Here is a 17,920-nt window from a genome sequence, read left to right on the forward strand (position 1 = left end):
CATGGGCATCAAGGTGTTGCTGGTCGAGGATGACCGTTCGTTGCGCGAGGCGCTGGCCGATACGCTGCTGCTCGCCGGCCACGACTATCACGCCGTCGGTAGCGCCGAAGAAGCGCTGACGGCCGTCGCGCAGCAAGCTTTCAGCCTGGTGGTCAGCGACGTCAACATGCCGGGCATGGACGGTCATCAATTGCTTGCGTTGCTGCGCGCACGCCAGCCGCAATTGCCGGTGCTATTGATGACCGCCCACGGCGCCGTCGAGCGTGCGGTCGATGCGATGCGCCAAGGCGCGGCGGATTATCTGGTCAAGCCGTTTGAGCCCAAGGCATTGCTCGATCTGGTGGCGCGGCATGCGCTGGGCTGCATTGATGCTGGCGAAGCGGAAGGCCCCGTCGCCGTTGAACCGGCCAGTGCGCAGTTGCTTGAGCTGGCGGCACGGGTCGCGCGCAGTGACTCGACTGTGTTGATCTCCGGCGAGTCCGGCACCGGTAAAGAAGTGCTGGCGCGCTACATTCACCAGCAATCGCGACGGGCGAGCCAGCCGTTTATTGCGATCAACTGCGCGGCGATTCCCGACAACATGCTCGAAGCAACACTGTTCGGCCATGAGAAGGGCTCGTTCACCGGCGCCATCGCTTCGCAGGCCGGCAAGTTCGAGCAGGCGGACGGCGGCACCATTCTGCTCGACGAAATTTCCGAAATGCCCCTGGCCCTGCAAGCCAAGTTGCTGCGCGTTCTGCAAGAGCGTGAAGTGGAGCGAGTGGGCGCGCGCAAGCCGATCAGTCTGGATATTCGCGTGGTCGCCACGACCAACCGCGATCTGGCCGGCGAAGTGGCGGCGGGGCGTTTTCGCGAAGACCTGTTTTACCGCTTGTCGGTTTTTCCCTTGGCCTGGCGTCCACTTCGCGAGCGCACTGCCGATATCCTGCCGTTGGCGGAAAAATTGTTGGCCAAACACGTCAATAAAATGAAGCACGCAGCAGCCAAGCTGTCCCCCGAAGCTCAAGCCTGTCTGACCGCGTACCCGTGGCCGGGCAACGTGCGGGAGCTGGACAACGCCATTCAGCGCGCGTTGATTCTGCAGCAGGGCGGTTTGATTCAGCCGCAGGATTTTTGCCTGAGCGGTGCGGTGACATTTGCGCCGTTGCCGGTCGCGGCACCAGTGATCCGCGAGGTGGAAATCGAAGCGGATTCTTCCGGCGCGCTGGGCGATGACCTGCGCCGCCGGGAGTTTCAGATGATCATCGACACCCTGCGCGCCGAGCGTGGCCGACGCAAGGAAGCTGCCGAAAAACTCGGCATCAGCCCGCGCACTCTGCGCTACAAACTGGCGCAAATGCGCGATGCCGGGATGGATGTCGAAGGTTATCTGTTCGCCACCTGATCGATGCTGCAAAACATTCCAGATGCTTTTCTCAGAAGGGTGCCCACTAGCTGGCACCCTTGTTGCTAATACCTGTGTACCCGCCGAGTGAGTGTCAAAAAATTGCGGGCCGCCCAAGAGAGTAGACCATGAGCCAAGGTATTGAATTTAATCGGTTGATGATGGACATGCAGGCCATGAAAGTGGATGCCATGTCTGCGCGTAAATCGACTGCCGCTGTCCCTGAAATCGCGGGCAGCAGCTTTTCCGACATGCTCGGTCAGGCGATCAATAAAGTCAGCGATACCCAGCAGGCGTCGACTCAACTGGCCAACGCGTTCGAGATCGGCAAGAGCGGTGTCGACCTGACTGACGTCATGATTGCGTCGCAAAAAGCCAGCGTGTCGTTCCAGGCTCTGACCCAGGTGCGCAACAAGCTGGTCCAGGCTTACCAAGACATCATGCAGATGCCGGTTTAAGGGCGAAATAAGTCATGGCAGAAGCAGTCGCTGATAACGTTCCGGCCAAGGCCACCCCGATCGACGGCAAACCGCCGCTGTTCGGCCTGTCCTTTCTGGAAAACCTTTCCCAGATGACCGTGCTGCGTCAGGTCGGCCTGTTGGTCGGTCTGGCGGCGAGCGTGGCGATTGGCTTTGCCGTGGTGCTGTGGTCGCAGCAGCCGGATTACCGTCCACTGTACGGCAGCCTTGCCGGCATGGACGCCAAGCAGGTCATGGAAACCCTGGCCGCCGCTGACATTCCCTACAACGTAGAACCCAATTCCGGCGCCTTGCTGGTCAAGGCCGACGACCTGTCCCGTGCGCGGATGAAACTCGCTGCCGCTGGTGTCACTCCCAGCGACGGCAACATCGGTTTCGAAATCCTCGACAAGGAACAGGGTCTGGGCACCAGCCAGTTCATGGAAGCGACCCGTTATCGTCGCGGCCTCGAAGGCGAACTGGCGCGGACCATCTCCAGCCTGAACAACGTCAAGGGTGCTCGCGTGCACCTGGCCATTCCGAAGAGTTCGGTGTTCGTCCGTGACGAGCGCAAGCCGAGCGCTTCGGTACTGGTCGAGCTGTACAGCGGGCGTTCGCTGGAGCCGGGCCAGGTGGTGGCGATTATCAACCTGGTCGCGACTTCCGTGCCCGAGTTGAGCAAATCGCAGATCACCGTCGTCGATCAGAAGGGCAACCTGCTCTCCGATCAGGCGGAGAACTCGGAAATGACCATGGCCGGCAAGCAGTTCGATTACAGCCGCCGCATGGAAAGCATGCTCACCCAGCGCGTGCACAACATTCTGCAACCGGTACTGGGCAACGATCGCTACAAGGCTGAAGTCTCCGCCGACGTCGATTTCAGTGCCGTCGAATCGACTGCCGAGCAGTTCAACCCGGACCAACCGGCGTTGCGCAGCGAGCAGTCGGTCAACGAACAACGTACCGCCAGCAATGGCCCGCAAGGTGTGCCGGGTGCCCTGAGCAACCAGCCGCCGTCGCCTGCCTCGGCGCCGCAGACCACCGGTGGCACCGCCGCACCGGCCGGGATGATCCAGCCGGGTCAGCCACTGGTTGACGCCAACGGTCAGCAGATCATGGACCCGGCCACCGGCCAGCCGATGCTCGCACCGTACCCGGCGGACAAGCGTCAACAATCCACCAAGAACTTCGAGCTCGACCGTTCGATCAGCCACACCAAGCAGCAGCAGGGCCGTCTCAATCGCCTGTCGGTGTCGGTCGTGGTCGACGATCAGGTCAAGATCAACCCGGCCAACGGCGAAACCAGCCGTGCGCCGTGGAGCGCCGACGAATTGGCGCGCTTCACCCGTCTGGTGCAGGACGCCGTCGGTTTCGACGCCAGCCGTGGCGACAGCGTCAGCGTGATCAACATGCCGTTCTCCGCCGAGCGCGGCGAAGTGATTGCCGATATTCCGTTCTACTCCCAGCCTTGGTTCTGGGACATCGTCAAACAAGTGCTGGGTGTGCTGTTCATCCTCGTACTGGTGTTTGGTGTGCTGCGTCCGGTGCTCAACAACATCACCGGCGGTGGCAAAGGCAAGGAGCTGGCCGGTCTGGGCAGCGACGTGGAACTCGGTGGCATGGGCGGCCTGGACGGCGAACTGGCCAACGACCGCGTGAGCCTCGGTGGTCCGCAGAGCATTCTGTTGCCGAGCCCGAGCGAGGGTTATGACGCACAACTGAATGCAATCAAGAGTCTGGTAGCTGAAGACCCGGGTCGCGTGGCTCAGGTCGTGAAAGAGTGGATTAACGCAGATGAGTGATAACCGAGCCGCCACCGTCAAACTGACCAAGGTCGACAAAGCCGCGATTCTGCTGCTGTCCCTGGGTTCGACCGATGCTGCGCAAGTGCTGCGCCACATGGGGCCCAAGGAGGTTCAGCGCGTCGGCGTGGCCATGGCGCAGATGGGCAACGTCCATCGCGAACAGGTCGAGCAGGTGATGAGCGAGTTCGTCGACATCGTCGGCGATCAGACCAGTCTCGGCGTCGGATCCGACGACTACGTACGCAAGATGCTCACCCAGGCCCTGGGCGAAGACAAGGCCAACGGCCTGATCGACCGCATCCTGCTCGGCGGCAACACCAGCGGCCTCGACAGCCTGAAATGGATGGAGCCGCGCGCAGTCGCTGACGTCATCCGTTACGAACACCCGCAGATCCAGGCAATCGTGGTCGCGTACCTCGACCCGGATCAGGCCGGTGAAGTGCTCGGCAACTTCGACCATAAAGTGCGTCTGGACATCATCCTGCGCGTCTCGTCGTTGAACACCGTGCAACCGGCCGCCTTGAAAGAACTCAACCAGATTCTCGAGAAACAGTTCTCCGGCAACTCGAACGCCTCGCGCACCACCCGGGTGGCATCAAGCGTGCGGCCGACATCATGAACTTCCTGGACAGCTCGATCGAAGGCCAGCTCATGGACTCGATCCGCGAAGTCGACGAAGACCTGTCCGGTCAGATCGAAGACCTCATGTTCGTGTTCAACAACCTTGCCGACGTCGACGACCGTGGCATTCAGGCGCTGTTGCGCGAAGTCTCTTCCGATGTGCTGGTGCTGGCCCTCAAAGGCTCGGACGAGGGCGTCAAGGAAAAGATCTTCAAGAACATGTCCAAGCGTGCCGCCGAACTGTTGCGCGACGACCTCGAGGCGAAAGGCCCGGTGCGCGTCAGCGACGTCGAAACCGCGCAGAAGGAGATCCTCACTATTGCCCGTCGTATGGCCGAAGCCGGCGAGATCGTGCTCGGTGGCAAGGGCGGCGAGGAAATGATCTAAGCCCATGGATAAGCCTGACGAGTCTGTGACGGATCTGATCCGCGCCCGCGATGTTCGTGGTTTCGAATCCCGGGCGCTGCCCAGCTTCGACCCGCCGAAACCGGAACCCGAGCCGGAACCCGAGCCCGAACCGCCGGAAATGGAAGAAGTGCCGCTGGAAGAAGTCCAGCCACTGACCCTGGAAGAACTCGAAAGTATCCGTCAGGAGGCTTACAACGAGGGCTTCGCCATCGGCGAAAAAGAAGGTTTTCACAGCACCTCGCTGAAGGTGCGTCAGGAGGCTGAAACAGCGCTCGCGGCGAAAATCGCCAGCCTTGAGCTGCTGATGGCCAACCTGTTCGAACCGATCGCCGAGCAAGACACCCAGATTGAAAAGTCGCTGGTCGACCTCGTGCAGCACATCACCAAACAAGTGATCAAGCGCGAACTGGCCATCGACTCGACGCAGATCGAACACGTCATGCGCGATGCCCTCAAGCTGCTGCCGCTGGGCGTGGAAAACGTGCGCCTGTACGTCAATCCGCAGGATTTCGCCCAGGTCAAAGCCCTGCGCGAACGCCACGAAGAAAGCTGGCGCATCGTCGAGGACGAGTCGCTGTTGCCGGGCGGTTGCCGGGTTGAAACCGAGCACAGCCGCATCGACGCCAGCGTCGAATCGCGGGTGACCCAGGTCATGGCCAAGCTGTTCGACCAGTTGCACGAGCAGGCTCTGCATCCGGCAGCGCCTGACTTGAGTCTGGACATTCCCGAAGACACCCCAGCGGCTGTCGACTCTGACGAGCCGCGCGCGGACGCCAGCGATGCGCCTTGAACGCACCAGTTTCGCCAAGCGCCTGAGCACCTACGCCGAGGCCACCGAGATTGCCGGCGCGCCGATCCTTGAAGGTCGGCTGCTGCGCATGGTTGGCCTGACCCTCGAAGCCGAAGGCCTGCGCGCCGCCATGGGCACCCGCTGCATGGTGATCAATGACGACAGCTACCATCCGTCTCAGGTGGAAGCGGAAGTCATGGGTTTTTCCGGCAGCAAAGTCTTTCTGATGCCGGTCGGCAGCGTCGCCGGCATTGCCCCGGGCGCTCGTGTGGTGCCGCTGGCCGACACCGGTCGTTTGCCGATGGGCATGAGCATGCTCGGCCGTGTTCTTGACGGTGCCGGCCGCGCGCTGGACGGCAAGGGTGGCATGAAGGCCGAAGACTGGGTGCCGATGGACGGCCCGACCATCAACCCGCTCAACCGTGATCCGATCAGCGTACCGCTGGATGTCGGCATCCGTTGCATCAACGGTTTGCTGACGGTCGGCCGTGGCCAGCGTCTGGGTCTGTTCGCCGGTACCGGTGTCGGTAAATCGGTGCTGTTGGGCATGATGACCCGCTTCACCGAAGCCGACATCATCGTCGTCGGCCTGATCGGTGAGCGTGGCCGCGAAGTTAAGGAATTCATCGAGCACATCCTCGGTGAAGAGGGCCTCAAACGCTCGGTAGTGGTTGCCTCGCCAGCGGACGACGCACCGCTGATGCGTATGCGCGCGGCGATGTATTGCACGCGCATCGCCGAGTATTTCCGCGACAAGGGCAAGAACGTGCTGCTGCTGATGGACTCGCTGACCCGTTTCGCCCAGGCCCAGCGCGAAATCGCGCTGGCCATCGGCGAACCGCCAGCAACCAAGGGCTATCCGCCCTCGGTGTTCGCCAAGCTGCCGAAACTGGTGGAGCGCGCCGGTAACGCGGAGAAGGGCGGTGGCTCGATCACGGCGTTCTACACCGTACTGTCCGAAGGCGACGACCAGCAGGACCCGATTGCCGACTCGGCGCGTGGCGTGCTCGACGGCCACATCGTCCTGTCGCGGCGCCTGGCCGAGGAAGGCCACTATCCGGCGATCGACATCGAAGCGTCGATCAGCCGGGTGATGCCGGCGGTGGTTTCGCCGGATCACATGCAGCGCGCGCAGTATTTCAAGCAGCTTTGGTCGCGCTATCAGCAGAGCCGTGATTTGATCAGCGTCGGTGCCTATGTGGCCGGTGGTGATCGCGAGACCGATCTGGCGATTTCCCTGCAGCCGCAATTGGTCAGGTATCAGCGCCAGGGCCTCAACGACAAAATCAATCTGGGTGAAAGCCAGGCCTATCTGGAAACCCTGTTCGCCCCTGCGGCGGGCGGGTAACCGGCCATGGCCGTCAGCCGCGCTGCGCGCCTGGCACCGGTGGTGGACATGGCCGAGAAGGCCGAGAAAGCCGCCGTGCAGCGCCTCGCCTACTTTCAGGGCCAGGTCAAAGTTGCCGAAAGCAAACTGGCCGACCTCAATGCCTTTCGTCTGGATTACTCGCAGCAGTGGATCGTCCGTGGCAGCACCGGCGTCACCGGGCAATGGCTGCTGGGTTTTCAGGGTTTCCTGGCGCAACTCGATACTGCCGTCGACCAGCAACGGCAGAGCCTGGTCTGGCACCAGAACAAGCTCGACAAGGCGCGGGAGGAATGGCAACAGGCATTCGCCCGCGTCGAGGGCTTGCGCAAACTGGTGCAGCGCTATCGTGATGAAGCGCAACGCCTGGAAGACAAGCGGGAGCAGAAGCTGCTCGATGAACTGTCGCAGCGGTTGCCAAGGCGTGATGCCTTCTAAACCTCACCGCCAAACCCTGTGGGAGCGAGCCTGCTCGCGAAAGCGCCGTGTCAGTCAATCCTGTAGTCAACTGACAGAATGCCTTCGCGAGCAGGCTCGCTCCCACACTTGTTCCACTGTTGCGCCTTGCCCCAAGCCTATCCAGGTGCTAAACCTTGTACAGGTTCGTCAATGACAAGGAAGCCAGTCAATGTCAGTCGTTACAGAAGTCTCTCCAGACCAGAAAAAGCTCACGATCGCCGTCAAAGGCCGGTTCGATTTCGGTCGCCATCAGGAATTTCGCGAGTCGTATGAACGGCTCCCACACAAACCCGAATCCATCGTGGTCGATCTCAAAGAGGCCACTTACCTCGACAGCTCCGCGCTGGGCATGTTGCTTCTGCTGCGTGATCACGCCGGTGGCGACAATTCGGATATCCGCGTCGTCAACAGCAGCTCCGATGTGAAGAAAATCCTCGCGATTTCCAACTTCGACAAACTCTTCGACATCAGTTGACGCCCATGCAGGCGCAAGAGCCGCTGACTATTCTTATCGCCGAAGACAGTGCCGCCGACCGGCTGCTGCTGTCGACCATTGTCCGCCGTCAAGGTCATCAGGTGCTGACGGCGGCAAATGGTGCGGAGGCGGTCGAATGCTTCCAGCAGCAAGAACCCGATCTGGTGTTGATGGACGCGCTGATGCCGGTGATGGACGGCTTCGAAGCGGCGCGGCAGATCAAGGCGCTGGCGGGTGAAGCGTTGGTGCCGATCATTTTCCTCACGTCGCTGACCGAGAGTGAAGCGCTGGCTCGGTGTCTGGAGGCTGGCGGCGACGATTTTCTGGCGAAGCCGTACAACCAGGTGATCCTTGCCGCCAAAATCAAGGCGATGGATCGCTTGCGTCGCCTTCAGGCCACGGTCCTGCAGCAGCGCGATCTGATCGCGAAACATCATGACTATCTGCTCAACGAACAACGCGTGGCCAAAGCGGTGTTCGACAAGGTCGCGCATTCCGGGTGCCTGAGTGCGCCGAACATCCGTTACCTGCAATCGCCTTACGCCCTGTTCAATGGCGATCTGTTGCTCGCTGCGTATACGCCGGCCGGTGACATGCACGTCATGCTCGGCGATTTCACCGGGCATGGCTTGCCGGCAGCGGTGGGGGCGATGCCGCTGGCCGAAGTGTTTTATGGGATGACCGCCAAGGGCTATGGCCTGGCCGAAACCCTGCGCGAGATGAACGCCAAGCTCAAGCGCATCCTGCCGGTGGACATGTTCTGCTGTGCCACCTTGCTCAGTCTGAGTTTCCAGAGCCGTTCGGTGGAGGTGTGGAATGGTGGCATGCCCGACGGTTACCTGCACCGCATGGCCAGCGGCGAGCGTGTGCCCTTGCCGGCGCGGCATTTGCCCCTTGGGATTCTCAGCGCGCAAGCCTTCGATGACCGTACGGATGTGTATCCGATGGCCGTCGATGATCGAGTGTTTCTGTTATCGGACGGGGTGATCGATACCTGCGATGCCAATGACCAGTTGTTCGGCGTCGAACGCTTGCAGCAGGTGTTTGCGGCGAACCGTGAGCCGGATCGGTTATTCGAGGATATCGAACAGGCGTTGCGCGATTTTCGCGGACAGGCCCGTGATGACGTAAGCATGGTCGAAGTCAGTCTGCTTGAGTCGGCGCAGGCCCACGGCGCAGCGCCGGTGTATTCCGACAGTGGCCAGTCGTGCCCGCTGGACTGGTCGGCCAGTTTCGAGTTTCGCGGCGCCACGCTCAGGCGCTTCAATCCGTTGCCGTTCCTCTTGCAGTTGCTGCTTGAGGTGCATGGCCTGCGCGCGCAAAGCGGGGCGCTGTACAGCGTGCTCGCCGAGTTGTATTCCAATGGGCTGGAGCATGGCGTGCTCGGGCTGGACTCGAGCCTCAAACGCGATGCGGCAGGTTTCGCCCGCTACTATGAAATGCGCGCGGCGCGGCTGGAGGCGCTGCAAGACGGTTTCGTGCGCGTGCATCTGCAGGTGCAACCGCAAGGCGAGGGTGGGCGGCTGGTCATTCGTGTCGATGACAGTGGCAAGGGGTTTGATGTGGCGCGGGTCATGGAAAGGCCCGTGGATAACGTCCGCTTGTCGGGACGCGGCATCGGTCTGGTCCGGCAACTGGGGCGCAACGCCAGTTGGTCGGACCAGGGTCGTAGTGCCAGCGTGGAGTTTTTCTGGGAGATTGAGGCATAATCCGCCCATTCTTGATCAAGGAGTGAGCAAGTGACAGACCCACATGTAGATCGCGAAGTCCTCGATACTTTGCGCGAGGTGATGGAGGACGGCTATACGGAATTGCTGGAGACTTTTCTGGCAGATTCGCAAAGCCGCCTGCACGAGTTGCAGGACAGCACCAGCGCCAAAGCGCTTTCCGATGTAGCCCATAGCTTCAAGGGCAGTGCCAGCAACATGGGCGCGGTTCGACTGGCCGAGTTGTGCCAGGATCTTGAGTCGAATGCCAAGGACAAAAGTCCGGAAGCGCTCGCTCAACTGGTGGCCGATATCCATTCCGAATTCGCCGAAGTACGCCCGGTGTACGAAAGCGAAAAGCACCACGCCCACATCCACTGAAGCTGCCGCCCGGCGCTTTTCGCAAGTGTCTGGCCAAACTGGCCCGGCACTTGCAGTCATCTTGCTCAACTGTACCTACGATCCCAGTGCAGCGGAGACCGTGTCATGCCTGCGACCCCCAACATTCTTCTTCAGACCGCCGCCCAGGCCAAGGCGCAAGCCGCCTCTGGCAAATCGTCGGCAATGGCCGCAGACGCCGGGGACAAGGCTTCCAGCTTCGCCAGAGTGTTTGCCGATCAGGCGCCGGCCAAGCCTGCCGTGAGCGCTGACAATTCAGTCAAGCCGGCACGCGACAAGGTCGCTGACAGCAGCGGCAAAAAGGATATCGGCAAAGATCAGTCTGCCGCGCCCGAGCCAGCAGTTGCCGATAGCGGCAAAGCGTTGCCTGCCGACAAAGCGGCGGCGAGCGACGACGCGACAGCGACTGCCGATGACACCACTGAAACGGTACAAACCCCTGTGGCCGATGCCGCGCCTGTAGACCCGGCGCTTGATCCGGCCCTGGCGCAAGTCGTTCAGCCGTTGGTGGCAGCGCCTGTGGTGCAAGCACCAACAGTCACCACGCCAGCCCAGCCGGAAACCGAAACGCCTGCATTGGCGGTCGTATCGGGCATGGTCAAAGATCCGGCGGCCACCGACAGCGATTTCGATCCATCGGCCGACCCGCTCGACTCGATGCCGGCCGTGCGCATGGCGATGGAGCAGGGCGGGCATATTTCCGCCGCCAGTCAGGCGCAGCTGAAAGCCTCGCCTGCTCAGGCTCAGGCCGATGGCGAGTTGACCGCCGCGCAGAACTTCGCCGCCGGCATGGCCAGCATGCTCGACGTGCAGGCCGACAAGGACAGCACCAGTCAGGGCGGCGAACAAGCTTTCAGCGGGTTGATCGACGATGGTCTGAAGGATCTGAAATCGGCTACCAGCGACACCCGCGTCGATGACTTCGCCAACCGTCTGGCGGCACTGACCCAGGCCGCTACGCCGAAAACCGCCAATGCGCTGCCGGTGAATCAGCCGATCGCCATGCACCAGAGTGGCTGGACCGAAGAAGTGGTCAACCGCGTCATGTACCTGTCCAGCGTCAACCTGAAGGCCGCCGACATTCAGTTGCAACCGGCGGAGCTGGGGCGTCTGGATATCCGCGTGAACATGGTTCCCGATCAGCAGACCCAGGTCACCTTCATGAGCGCACACCCAAGCGTGCGTGAAGCGCTCGACAGCCAGATGCACCGCCTGCGCGACATGTTCAACCAGCAGGGCATGGGCCAGGTGGATGTCAATGTCGCCGACCAGAACCGTGGCTGGCAGGGGCAGCAAGGTCAGGAACAGGCGCAGCAGGGGCAGAGTGGCCGGACCAGCGCTGCGGGTGGCCGCTTGGATTCGGCGGATGAGGAATTGGCACCGGCTACTGTCGCTGAAGTGGCGGCGCAGACTACCAGCGTAATTGGCAGCAGCGCGGTCGACTATTACGCCTGAGCAAATCAAGAGCCCCCTCACCCTAGCCCTCTCCCAGAGGGAGAGGGGACCGATTGGGGAATCTTGAAGAACTACGCCGACCTGAACGAGCATCGCTGAATCCGTTCGACATTCGGCGACCTGTTGATTCCCGCCCTGAACTTGCAATCACCTCGGTTGTGCAGGTCGATGTCCAGCCCCATTACATCTCGGTCGGCCCCCTCTCCCTCAGGGAGAGGGCTGGGGTGAGGGTACTTTTGACTTTAGCGTCGTTCTCGACCTCCGACACTTCTGGCATAACACTTGCTCTTGCCTTGCCGTGCGACTGTGAAACCCCCGATTAGTGACGGATTATTGGCATGGCGAAGAGCGAAGCTGCAGCAGTAAAAGACCCCGCAACCAAAGGCAAACTCAAGCTGATCATCGTGATCGTGCTGGCGTTGCTGGTGGCCATTGGTGCATCCGTCGGGGCGACCTGGTTCTTCATGCACGGCGCGCAAAGCAAGCCTGCCGAGGCCGCTGAAGCAGCGCCGGTCGGCAAGCAGGCGGCGATTTTCGAGCCGATGGCGCCGGCCTTCGTGGCCAACTACAACCAGAACGGCCGTCAGCGCTACATGCAGGTGAGCATCACCATGCTGGCGCGTAATCAGGCCGATCTGGACGCGCTCAAAGTGCACATGCCGGTTATCCGCAACAACCTGGTAATGCTCTTCTCTGGTCAGGATTTCGCCACACTGGCGACCCCGGTCGGCCAGGAGATGTTGCGCCAGAAGGCCACCGCCAGCGTCCAGGAAGTGGCGCAGAAAGAACTGGGCAAAGTGGTCATCGAACAGTTGCTTTTCACTAATTTCGTACTGCAGTAGGAACACGACATGGCCGTGCAGGATCTGCTGTCCCAGGATGAAATCGATGCGCTGCTGCATGGCGTCGATGATGGTCTGGTACAGACCGATAATGCTGCCGAACCCGGCAGTGTCAAAAGCTACGACCTGACCAGTCAGGATCGCATCGTCCGTGGACGCATGCCGACGCTGGAAATGATCAACGAGCGCTTTGCCCGCTACACCCGCATCAGCATGTTCAACATGCTGCGCCGCTCGGCGGACGTGGCTGTCGGTGGTGTGCAGGTGATGAAGTTCGGCGAATACGTGCACTCGCTGTACGTGCCGACCAGCCTCAATCTGGTCAAGATCAAACCGCTGCGCGGCACCGCGCTGTTCATCCTCGACGCCAAACTGGTGTTCAAGCTGGTGGACAACTTCTTCGGTGGTGACGGCCGTCACGCCAAGATCGAAGGGCGTGAGTTCACCCCGACCGAGTTGCGCGTAGTGCGCATGGTGCTCGAGCAGGCTTTCGTCGATCTGAAAGAAGCCTGGCAGGCGATCATGGAAGTCAATTTCGAGTACATCAACTCGGAAGTGAACCCGGCCATGGCCAACATCGTCGGCCCGAGCGAAGCAATTGTGGTCTCCACCTTCCACATCGAACTCGATGGCGGTGGCGGCGATCTGCACGTGACCATGCCGTACTCGATGATCGAGCCAGTGCGCGAGATGCTCGACGCCGGTTTCCAGTCCGACCTCGACGATCAGGACGAGCGCTGGGTCAACGCCCTGCGCCAGGACGTGCTCGATGTCGACGTGCCGATCGGCGCCACCGTGGCCCGCCGCCAGTTGAAGCTGCGCGACATCCTGCACATGCAACCGGGCGATGTGATCCCGGTCGAGATGCCGGAAGACATGATCATGCGCGCCAACGGCGTGCCGGCCTTCAAGGTCAAGATGGGCTCGCACAAAGGCAACCTCGCGTTGCAGGTGATCGAGCCGATCGAGCGTCGCTGAGGCGGCGCTTTTCACCCCCGTATTTAACCGAATTGTTGCCCGCCGAGGACACATGATGAACGACGATATGAACGCGCAGGACGACCAGGCACTGGCCGATGAATGGGCTGCGGCCCTGGAAGAAACCGGTGACGCCGGCCAGGCTGACATCGATGCACTGCTGGCCGCCGACGCCGGCGCTTCCAGCTCCAACCGTCTGCCGATGGAAGAGTTCGGCAGCGTGCCGAAGAACAATGATCCGGTGACCCTCGACGGTCCGAACCTGGACGTGATCCTCGACATCCCGGTGTCGATCTCGATGGAAGTCGGCAGTACCGACATCAACATCCGCAACCTGCTGCAACTCAACCAGGGTTCGGTGATCGAGCTTGATCGTCTGGCCGGTGAGCCGCTCGACGTGCTGGTCAACGGCACCTTGATCGCCCACGGCGAAGTAGTGGTGGTCAACGAGAAGTTCGGCATCCGCCTGACCGACGTGATCAGCCCAAGCGAACGCATCAAGAAGCTGCGCTGAGTGAAAAGGTTTCTCTGGGTGCTGCTGGCATGGCCGTTGAGCGTGCTGGCTGCCGAGCCGGGCGCAACCACTGCCGCGCCTGCCGCCACCGCGCCAATGGTCAATAGCGGCGTGGCCGGTCAGTTGACACAACTGGTGTTCGGTTTGCTGCTGGTGCTGGGTTTGATTTTCTTCCTCGCCTGGCTGCTGCGCCGCGTGCAGCAGGCGGGGCCGGCCGGCAAGGGCCAGGTGATCGAGCTGATCGGCTCACGCGCGCTCGGTCCGCGTGACCGCTTGATGCTGGTGCAGGTCGGCAACGAGCAGATTCTGCTCGGCCTCAGCCCCGGCACCATCACCGCGCTGCACGTGCTCAAAGAGCCGGTCGAAGTCCCCACCGCCAGTGAAAAAGCGACGCCGGAATTTGCTCAGCATCTGCTGAAGATTCTTGGCAAGGACCAAAAGGATACGAAGTAATGGGTGCGCTCCGCATCGTCTTGACGCTGGTCTTGTTGCTGGCCGCGCCGCTGGCGTTCGCCGCCGATCCGTTGTCTATCCCGGCGATCACGCTGGGCACTAATGCCGACGGCGCGCAGGAATATTCGGTCAGTCTGCAGATCCTGCTGATCATGACCGCGCTGAGCTTTATTCCAGCGGCGGTCATCCTGATGACCAGCTTCACGCGGATCATCATCGTCTTCTCGATCCTGCGTCAGGCCCTCGGCCTGCAACAGACGCCGTCGAACCAGATCCTCACCGGCATGGCGCTGTTCCTGACGCTGTTCATCATGGCGCCGGTCTTCGACCGGGTGAACAACGACGCGCTGCAACCGTATCTGGCGGAAACCCTCACCGCCCAGCAAGCGGTGGAAAAGGCTCAGGTGCCGATCAAGGACTTCATGCTCGCGCAGACCCGCACCAGCGATCTGGAGCTGTTCATGCGCCTGTCTAAGCGCACCGACATTGCCAGCCCGGATCAGGCGCCGTTGACCATTCTGGTGCCGGCGTTCGTGACTTCCGAGCTTAAAACCGCCTTCCAGATCGGCTTCATGATCTTCATTCCGTTCCTGATCATCGACCTCGTCGTGGCGAGCGTGCTGATGGCCATGGGTATGATGATGCTCTCGCCGCTGATCATCTCGCTGCCGTTCAAGATCATGCTGTTCGTGCTGGTCGATGGCTGGGCGCTGATCATCGGTACTCTGGCCAGCAGTTTTGGAGGTGTTTCGCCATGACGCCGGAAGTCGCGGTCGATATCTTTCGTGAAGCCCTGTGGCTGACCACCATGATGGTTGCCATCCTGGTGGTGCCGAGCCTTCTGGTCGGCCTGCTGGTGTCGATGTTCCAGGCTGCCACGCAGATCAACGAACAGACCCTGAGCTTCCTGCCGCGTCTTCTGGTGATGCTGGTGACCCTGATCATCGGCGGTCCGTGGATCGTGCAGACGTTCATGGAATACATCATCCAGCTGTACAAAAACATTCCGATGGTCATCGGCTAAGCCATGCAATCGCTGCTTCAGCTGACCGACACCCAGATCAGCACCTGGGTGGCGTCGTTCATGTTGCCGCTGTTTCGCGTGGCGTCGATGCTGATGGTCATGCCGGTGTTCGGCACCACCCTGATCCCGCGCCGCGTGCGCCTGTATTTCGCCGTGGCGATCACCGTGGTCATCACCCCGGCGCTGCCGCCGATGCCCGCCGTCAGCCCGCTGGATCTCAGCGGCCTGCTGCTGATCGGCGAGCAGATTCTGGTGGGCGCCGTACTCGGCTTTTCCCTGCAACTGTTCTTCCAGGCTTTCGCCGTCGCCGGGCAGATTGTTGCGATCCAGATGGGCATGGGCTTCGCCTCGATGATCGACCCTACCAACGGCGTTTCGGTGGCGGTGATCGGGCAGTTCTTCACCATGCTGGTGACGTTGCTGTTCCTGTCGATGAACGGCCATCTGGTGGTGTTCGAAGTCCTCACTGAAAGTTTCACCACGCTGCCGGTCGGCGGCGGTTTGATGGTTGCGCATTACTGGGAACTGGCCGGCAAACTCGGCTGGGTCCTCGGCGCCGCATTGCTGCTGGTGTTGCCGGCCGTCACCGCACTGTTGGTGGTCAACATCGCCTTCGGCGTGATGACCCGCGCCGCGCCGCAACTGAACATCTTCTCGATCGGTTTTCCGCTGACCCTGGTGCTCGGCCTGTTCATCGTCTGGGTCGGCCTTGCGGATATTCTCAACCAGTATCAACCGCTGGCCAGCGAGGCCTTGCAGTTGCTACGCGAACTGGCACGGGCGCGCTGAGTCATGGCAGAGAGCGAAAGCGGTCAGGACAAGACAGAAGACCCCACGGAGAAACGCAAAAAGGACTCCCGTGAGAAGGGTGAGATTGCTCGCTCCAAAGAGCTCAACACTCTGGCCGTGATGATGGCCGGTGCCTCTGCGCTGCTGATTTTCGGCGGCATGCTTGCGCAAGAAATGATGGACGTGATGCGCCTGAACTTCACCCTGTCCCGCGAAGTGGTCATGGATCAGGGCGCCATGGGCCGTTTTCTGTTGGAGTCAGGGTTGATCGCCTTGCTGGCGATTCAGCCGGTGATGATAACCCTGTTGCTCGCCGCCATCATCGGGCCAATCTCCCTGGGTGGCTGGCTGTTCGCGGCAAGTTCGCTGGCACCCAAATTCAGCCGGATGAACCCGGCCGCCGGCCTCAAACGGATGTTCTCGTTCAAGGCTGTGGTTGAACTGCTCAAGGCATTGGCGAAGTTTCTGATCACCTTGGGCGTGGCGCTGTTGGTGTTGTCCGCCGACGTCGACGACTTGCTGCGCATCGCCCACGAACCACTGGATATGGCGATCATTCACAGCGTCTTGCTGGTGGGCTGGAGCACGCTGTGGCTGGCCTGCGGTCTGATCATCATCGCCGCCGTCGACGTGCCGGTGCAGATCTGGGAGAGCATGAAGAAGCTCAAGATGACCAAGCAGGAAGTGCGCGACGAACACAAGGATCAGGAAGGCCGCCCGGAGGTCAAGCAACGCATTCGCCAGACCCAGCGCGAAATGTCCCAGCGACGGATGATGGCGGCGATTCCCGAAGCCGACGTGGTCATCACCAACCCGACCCACTACGCGGTCGCGCTCAAGTACGACTCGGAGAAGGGCGGCGCACCGGTGCTGCTGGCCAAGGGCAGCGACTTCATCGCCCTGAAAATCCGCGAAATCGCAGTGGCCAACAACGTCATGCTGCTCGAGTCGCCTGCGCTGGCGCGCTCGATCTATTACTCAACTGAGCTTGAGCAGGAGATTCCTGGCGGGCTGTATTTGGCAGTGGCGCAGGTGTTGGCCTACGTCTATCAGATTCGCCAACACCAGGCGGGCAAGGGCAAGCGGCCGGACCCGTTGAAGGATGATTTGCCGATTCCGCCGGATTTGCGTCGGGATTCCTGACGTTGCTGCGCAGCCTTTTGTCTGAGATTCCCCTTTACTGTCAACTCTGACAGGTGCAGTCGCCGTGATTTTGCAGTTTGATGCAAGATGCAGCTGCGTACTGGCGCGGTCAGGCGAGCGAGTGCAAGGGAGCACGACGATGAAAGGTATTTTCAGCAGCTACGATGAAAAAACCGGCAAAGGCACCATCACGCCGAAGCCGACGGGACGATGCCTTTCCTTTGCCGAAGCCACGGGTTTTTTTCTGACTGCCAAAGAGTACCGATTCAGCGTTCCATTGGCTGAGGCCTTGCAGGCGAAGATCAAAGTGGGCGGCGAAGTCGAGTTCGAATTGCCCAGAACCAAAAATGGGAAAGTGAAAATCCTTCGGTATTGAGCAACCGATCGCAAAGCCCCGAAACGAAAAAACGCCGCCCTTATTCAACGATGCGGCGTTTTCTTATGCCTGAAGACATGCATCGGCTACCGGGTCGCTTTCGCGAGCAGGCTCGCTCCCACAGGTCCGTCGTCTAGACAAAAGGTTTGTGATCGACGCCAATCTCTGTGGGAGCGAGCCTGCTCGTGAAGACGTCAGCCTCCACAGCGCTTTACTCAAGCTCGTCAAAAATCCCTGCTACTGCGGCAACTCCAGATTCTCCAGCACATGACTCACCGCCCGACTCACTGCCAGCTCGCCGAGCACAATTAGTTGCGCGATTCCCAGCAGGGTTCTGCGCTGTGATGCGGATTGAGGTTGGCGAAGTCATTGGTGATGGTTCTGGCCGAGGCAAGGCTGTCGCAGCCGTTGGCCAGCAGGTCTTCACTTTTGGCGTCGGCGGTAACGGCATACAAGGCGATCGCCGCTCCTGCGT

Annotated in this window: 19 protein-coding genes and 2 pseudogenes; 20 read left to right on the forward strand and 1 reads right to left on the reverse strand. The window is 61.0% G+C overall.

The window, feature by feature from the left end; genetic code table 11:
- Window position 1: 1 nt before the first annotated feature.
- From AB4O12_RS02035 to AB4O12_RS02130, 20 genes and pseudogenes are all read left to right on the forward strand, one after another.
- Window positions 2-1,384 carry a sigma-54-dependent transcriptional regulator gene (locus tag AB4O12_RS02035; RefSeq protein WP_315435245.1) on the forward strand — a complete coding sequence of 461 codons (1,383 nt, stop codon included), beginning with the start codon at window positions 2-4 and terminating at the stop codon, window positions 1,382-1,384.
- 128 nt (window positions 1,385-1,512) lie between these two features.
- Complete coding sequence (gene fliE / locus AB4O12_RS02040) at window positions 1,513-1,842, forward strand: flagellar hook-basal body complex protein FliE (protein WP_016771081.1); 330 nt, start codon at window positions 1,513-1,515, stop codon at window positions 1,840-1,842.
- A 14-nt stretch (window positions 1,843-1,856) separates the two neighbouring features.
- Window positions 1,857-3,644 carry a flagellar basal-body MS-ring/collar protein FliF gene (gene fliF / locus AB4O12_RS02045; protein WP_041479017.1) on the forward strand — a complete coding sequence of 596 codons (1,788 nt, stop codon included), beginning with the start codon at window positions 1,857-1,859 and terminating at the stop codon, window positions 3,642-3,644.
- A pseudogene (gene fliG / locus AB4O12_RS02050) lies at window positions 3,637-4,655 on the forward strand (flagellar motor switch protein FliG). Before fliF ends, fliG begins: the two are co-directional and overlap by 8 nt.
- Window positions 4,656-4,659: 4 nt before the next feature.
- Window positions 4,660-5,466 (forward strand): flagellar assembly protein FliH, encoded by an 807-nt coding sequence (gene fliH, locus AB4O12_RS02055; protein ID WP_460060240.1) that lies wholly within the window; start codon window positions 4,660-4,662, stop codon window positions 5,464-5,466.
- Window positions 5,456-6,814: a flagellar protein export ATPase FliI gene (fliI, locus tag AB4O12_RS02060; protein WP_016771077.1), complete on the forward strand. Its 1,359-nt coding sequence runs from the start codon at window positions 5,456-5,458 to the stop codon at window positions 6,812-6,814. The genes fliH and fliI overlap by 11 nt, the downstream gene beginning before the upstream one ends.
- A gap of 6 nt (window positions 6,815-6,820) precedes the next feature.
- A complete protein-coding gene (gene fliJ / locus AB4O12_RS02065; protein ID WP_016771076.1) occupies window positions 6,821-7,270 on the forward strand; it encodes a flagellar export protein FliJ in 450 nt (149 codons plus the stop codon).
- Window positions 7,271-7,460: 190 nt separating this feature from the next.
- Window positions 7,461-7,766, forward strand: coding sequence for an STAS domain-containing protein (locus AB4O12_RS02070; protein ID WP_056783805.1), 306 nt, complete (start codon window positions 7,461-7,463; stop codon window positions 7,764-7,766).
- A gap of 5 nt (window positions 7,767-7,771) precedes the next feature.
- Window positions 7,772-9,475 carry an ATP-binding SpoIIE family protein phosphatase gene (locus AB4O12_RS02075; protein ID WP_258707784.1) on the forward strand — a complete coding sequence of 568 codons (1,704 nt, stop codon included), beginning with the start codon at window positions 7,772-7,774 and terminating at the stop codon, window positions 9,473-9,475.
- 30 nt (window positions 9,476-9,505) lie between these two features.
- Window positions 9,506-9,853 (forward strand): Hpt domain-containing protein, encoded by a 348-nt coding sequence (locus tag AB4O12_RS02080; RefSeq protein ID WP_016771073.1) that lies wholly within the window; start codon window positions 9,506-9,508, stop codon window positions 9,851-9,853.
- A gap of 105 nt (window positions 9,854-9,958) precedes the next feature.
- A complete protein-coding gene (locus AB4O12_RS02085) occupies window positions 9,959-11,326 on the forward strand; it encodes a flagellar hook-length control protein FliK (RefSeq protein ID WP_460060242.1) in 1,368 nt (455 codons plus the stop codon).
- 338 nt (window positions 11,327-11,664) lie between these two features.
- Window positions 11,665-12,168 carry a flagellar basal body-associated protein FliL gene (gene fliL, locus AB4O12_RS02090; protein ID WP_016771071.1) on the forward strand — a complete coding sequence of 168 codons (504 nt, stop codon included), beginning with the start codon at window positions 11,665-11,667 and terminating at the stop codon, window positions 12,166-12,168.
- 9 nt (window positions 12,169-12,177) lie between these two features.
- Window positions 12,178-13,146, forward strand: a complete 969-nt coding sequence (gene fliM / locus AB4O12_RS02095) for a flagellar motor switch protein FliM (protein ID WP_003222890.1) — start codon at window positions 12,178-12,180, stop codon at window positions 13,144-13,146.
- A gap of 55 nt (window positions 13,147-13,201) precedes the next feature.
- Entirely contained in the window at window positions 13,202-13,660 is a 459-nt protein-coding gene (fliN, locus tag AB4O12_RS02100) for a flagellar motor switch protein FliN (protein ID WP_460060243.1), read from the forward strand.
- On the forward strand, window positions 13,661-14,113 hold the full coding sequence (gene fliO / locus AB4O12_RS02105) for a flagellar biosynthetic protein FliO (protein WP_016771069.1): 453 nt from the start codon (window positions 13,661-13,663) through the stop codon (window positions 14,111-14,113).
- Window positions 14,113-14,871: a flagellar type III secretion system pore protein FliP gene (gene fliP, locus AB4O12_RS02110; RefSeq protein ID WP_016771068.1), complete on the forward strand. Its 759-nt coding sequence runs from the start codon at window positions 14,113-14,115 to the stop codon at window positions 14,869-14,871. The genes fliO and fliP overlap by 1 nt, the downstream gene beginning before the upstream one ends.
- On the forward strand, window positions 14,868-15,137 hold the full coding sequence (gene fliQ, locus AB4O12_RS02115; protein ID WP_016771067.1) for a flagellar biosynthesis protein FliQ: 270 nt from the start codon (window positions 14,868-14,870) through the stop codon (window positions 15,135-15,137). The genes fliP and fliQ overlap by 4 nt, the downstream gene beginning before the upstream one ends.
- 3 nt (window positions 15,138-15,140) lie before the next feature.
- Window positions 15,141-15,926 (forward strand): flagellar biosynthetic protein FliR, encoded by a 786-nt coding sequence (gene fliR, locus AB4O12_RS02120; protein WP_016771066.1) that lies wholly within the window; start codon window positions 15,141-15,143, stop codon window positions 15,924-15,926.
- A 3-nt stretch (window positions 15,927-15,929) separates the two neighbouring features.
- On the forward strand, window positions 15,930-17,069 hold the full coding sequence (flhB, locus tag AB4O12_RS02125; RefSeq protein ID WP_016771065.1) for a flagellar biosynthesis protein FlhB: 1,140 nt from the start codon (window positions 15,930-15,932) through the stop codon (window positions 17,067-17,069).
- A 139-nt stretch (window positions 17,070-17,208) separates the two neighbouring features.
- The gene (locus AB4O12_RS02130; RefSeq protein WP_150636666.1) at window positions 17,209-17,445 is read left to right on the forward strand and encodes a hypothetical protein; all 237 of its coding nucleotides are present in this window, start codon (window positions 17,209-17,211) and stop codon (window positions 17,443-17,445) included.
- Between the two features lie 237 nt (window positions 17,446-17,682).
- Here the strand turns inward: AB4O12_RS02130 and AB4O12_RS02135 are convergent.
- Window positions 17,683-17,900 (reverse strand): annotated as a pseudogene (locus tag AB4O12_RS02135) (DUF6124 family protein); the annotation flags it as partial.
- Between the last annotated feature and the right edge of the window lie 20 nt (window positions 17,901-17,920).

The organism is Pseudomonas sp. S2_A05 (assembly GCF_054668485.1).

Bases quoted from the DNA above. Each gene is read 5' to 3' on its own strand.
- AB4O12_RS02085 (WP_460060242.1), top strand. From the start codon at position 9,959: ATGCCTGCGACCCCCAACATTCTTCTTCAGACCGCCGCCCAGGCCAAG.
- fliP (WP_016771068.1), top strand. From the start codon at position 14,113: ATGGGTGCGCTCCGCATCGTCTTGACGCTGGTCTTGTTGCTGGCCGCG.
- flhB (WP_016771065.1), top strand. From the start codon at position 15,930: ATGGCAGAGAGCGAAAGCGGTCAGGACAAGACAGAAGACCCCACGGAG.
- AB4O12_RS02075 (WP_258707784.1), top strand. From the start codon at position 7,772: ATGCAGGCGCAAGAGCCGCTGACTATTCTTATCGCCGAAGACAGTGCC.
- fliN (WP_460060243.1), top strand. From the start codon at position 13,202: ATGAACGACGATATGAACGCGCAGGACGACCAGGCACTGGCCGATGAA.
- AB4O12_RS02035 (WP_315435245.1), top strand. From the start codon at position 2: ATGGGCATCAAGGTGTTGCTGGTCGAGGATGACCGTTCGTTGCGCGAG.
- fliH (WP_460060240.1), top strand. From the start codon at position 4,660: ATGGATAAGCCTGACGAGTCTGTGACGGATCTGATCCGCGCCCGCGAT.
- fliF (WP_041479017.1), top strand. From the start codon at position 1,857: ATGGCAGAAGCAGTCGCTGATAACGTTCCGGCCAAGGCCACCCCGATC.
- fliI (WP_016771077.1), top strand. From the start codon at position 5,456: ATGCGCCTTGAACGCACCAGTTTCGCCAAGCGCCTGAGCACCTACGCC.
- fliR (WP_016771066.1), top strand. From the start codon at position 15,141: ATGCAATCGCTGCTTCAGCTGACCGACACCCAGATCAGCACCTGGGTG.
- fliM (WP_003222890.1), top strand. From the start codon at position 12,178: ATGGCCGTGCAGGATCTGCTGTCCCAGGATGAAATCGATGCGCTGCTG.
- fliJ (WP_016771076.1), top strand. From the start codon at position 6,821: ATGGCCGTCAGCCGCGCTGCGCGCCTGGCACCGGTGGTGGACATGGCC.
- fliE (WP_016771081.1), top strand. From the start codon at position 1,513: ATGAGCCAAGGTATTGAATTTAATCGGTTGATGATGGACATGCAGGCC.
- fliL (WP_016771071.1), top strand. From the start codon at position 11,665: ATGGCGAAGAGCGAAGCTGCAGCAGTAAAAGACCCCGCAACCAAAGGC.
- AB4O12_RS02130 (WP_150636666.1), top strand. From the start codon at position 17,209: ATGAAAGGTATTTTCAGCAGCTACGATGAAAAAACCGGCAAAGGCACC.
- fliQ (WP_016771067.1), top strand. From the start codon at position 14,868: ATGACGCCGGAAGTCGCGGTCGATATCTTTCGTGAAGCCCTGTGGCTG.
- AB4O12_RS02070 (WP_056783805.1), top strand. From the start codon at position 7,461: ATGTCAGTCGTTACAGAAGTCTCTCCAGACCAGAAAAAGCTCACGATC.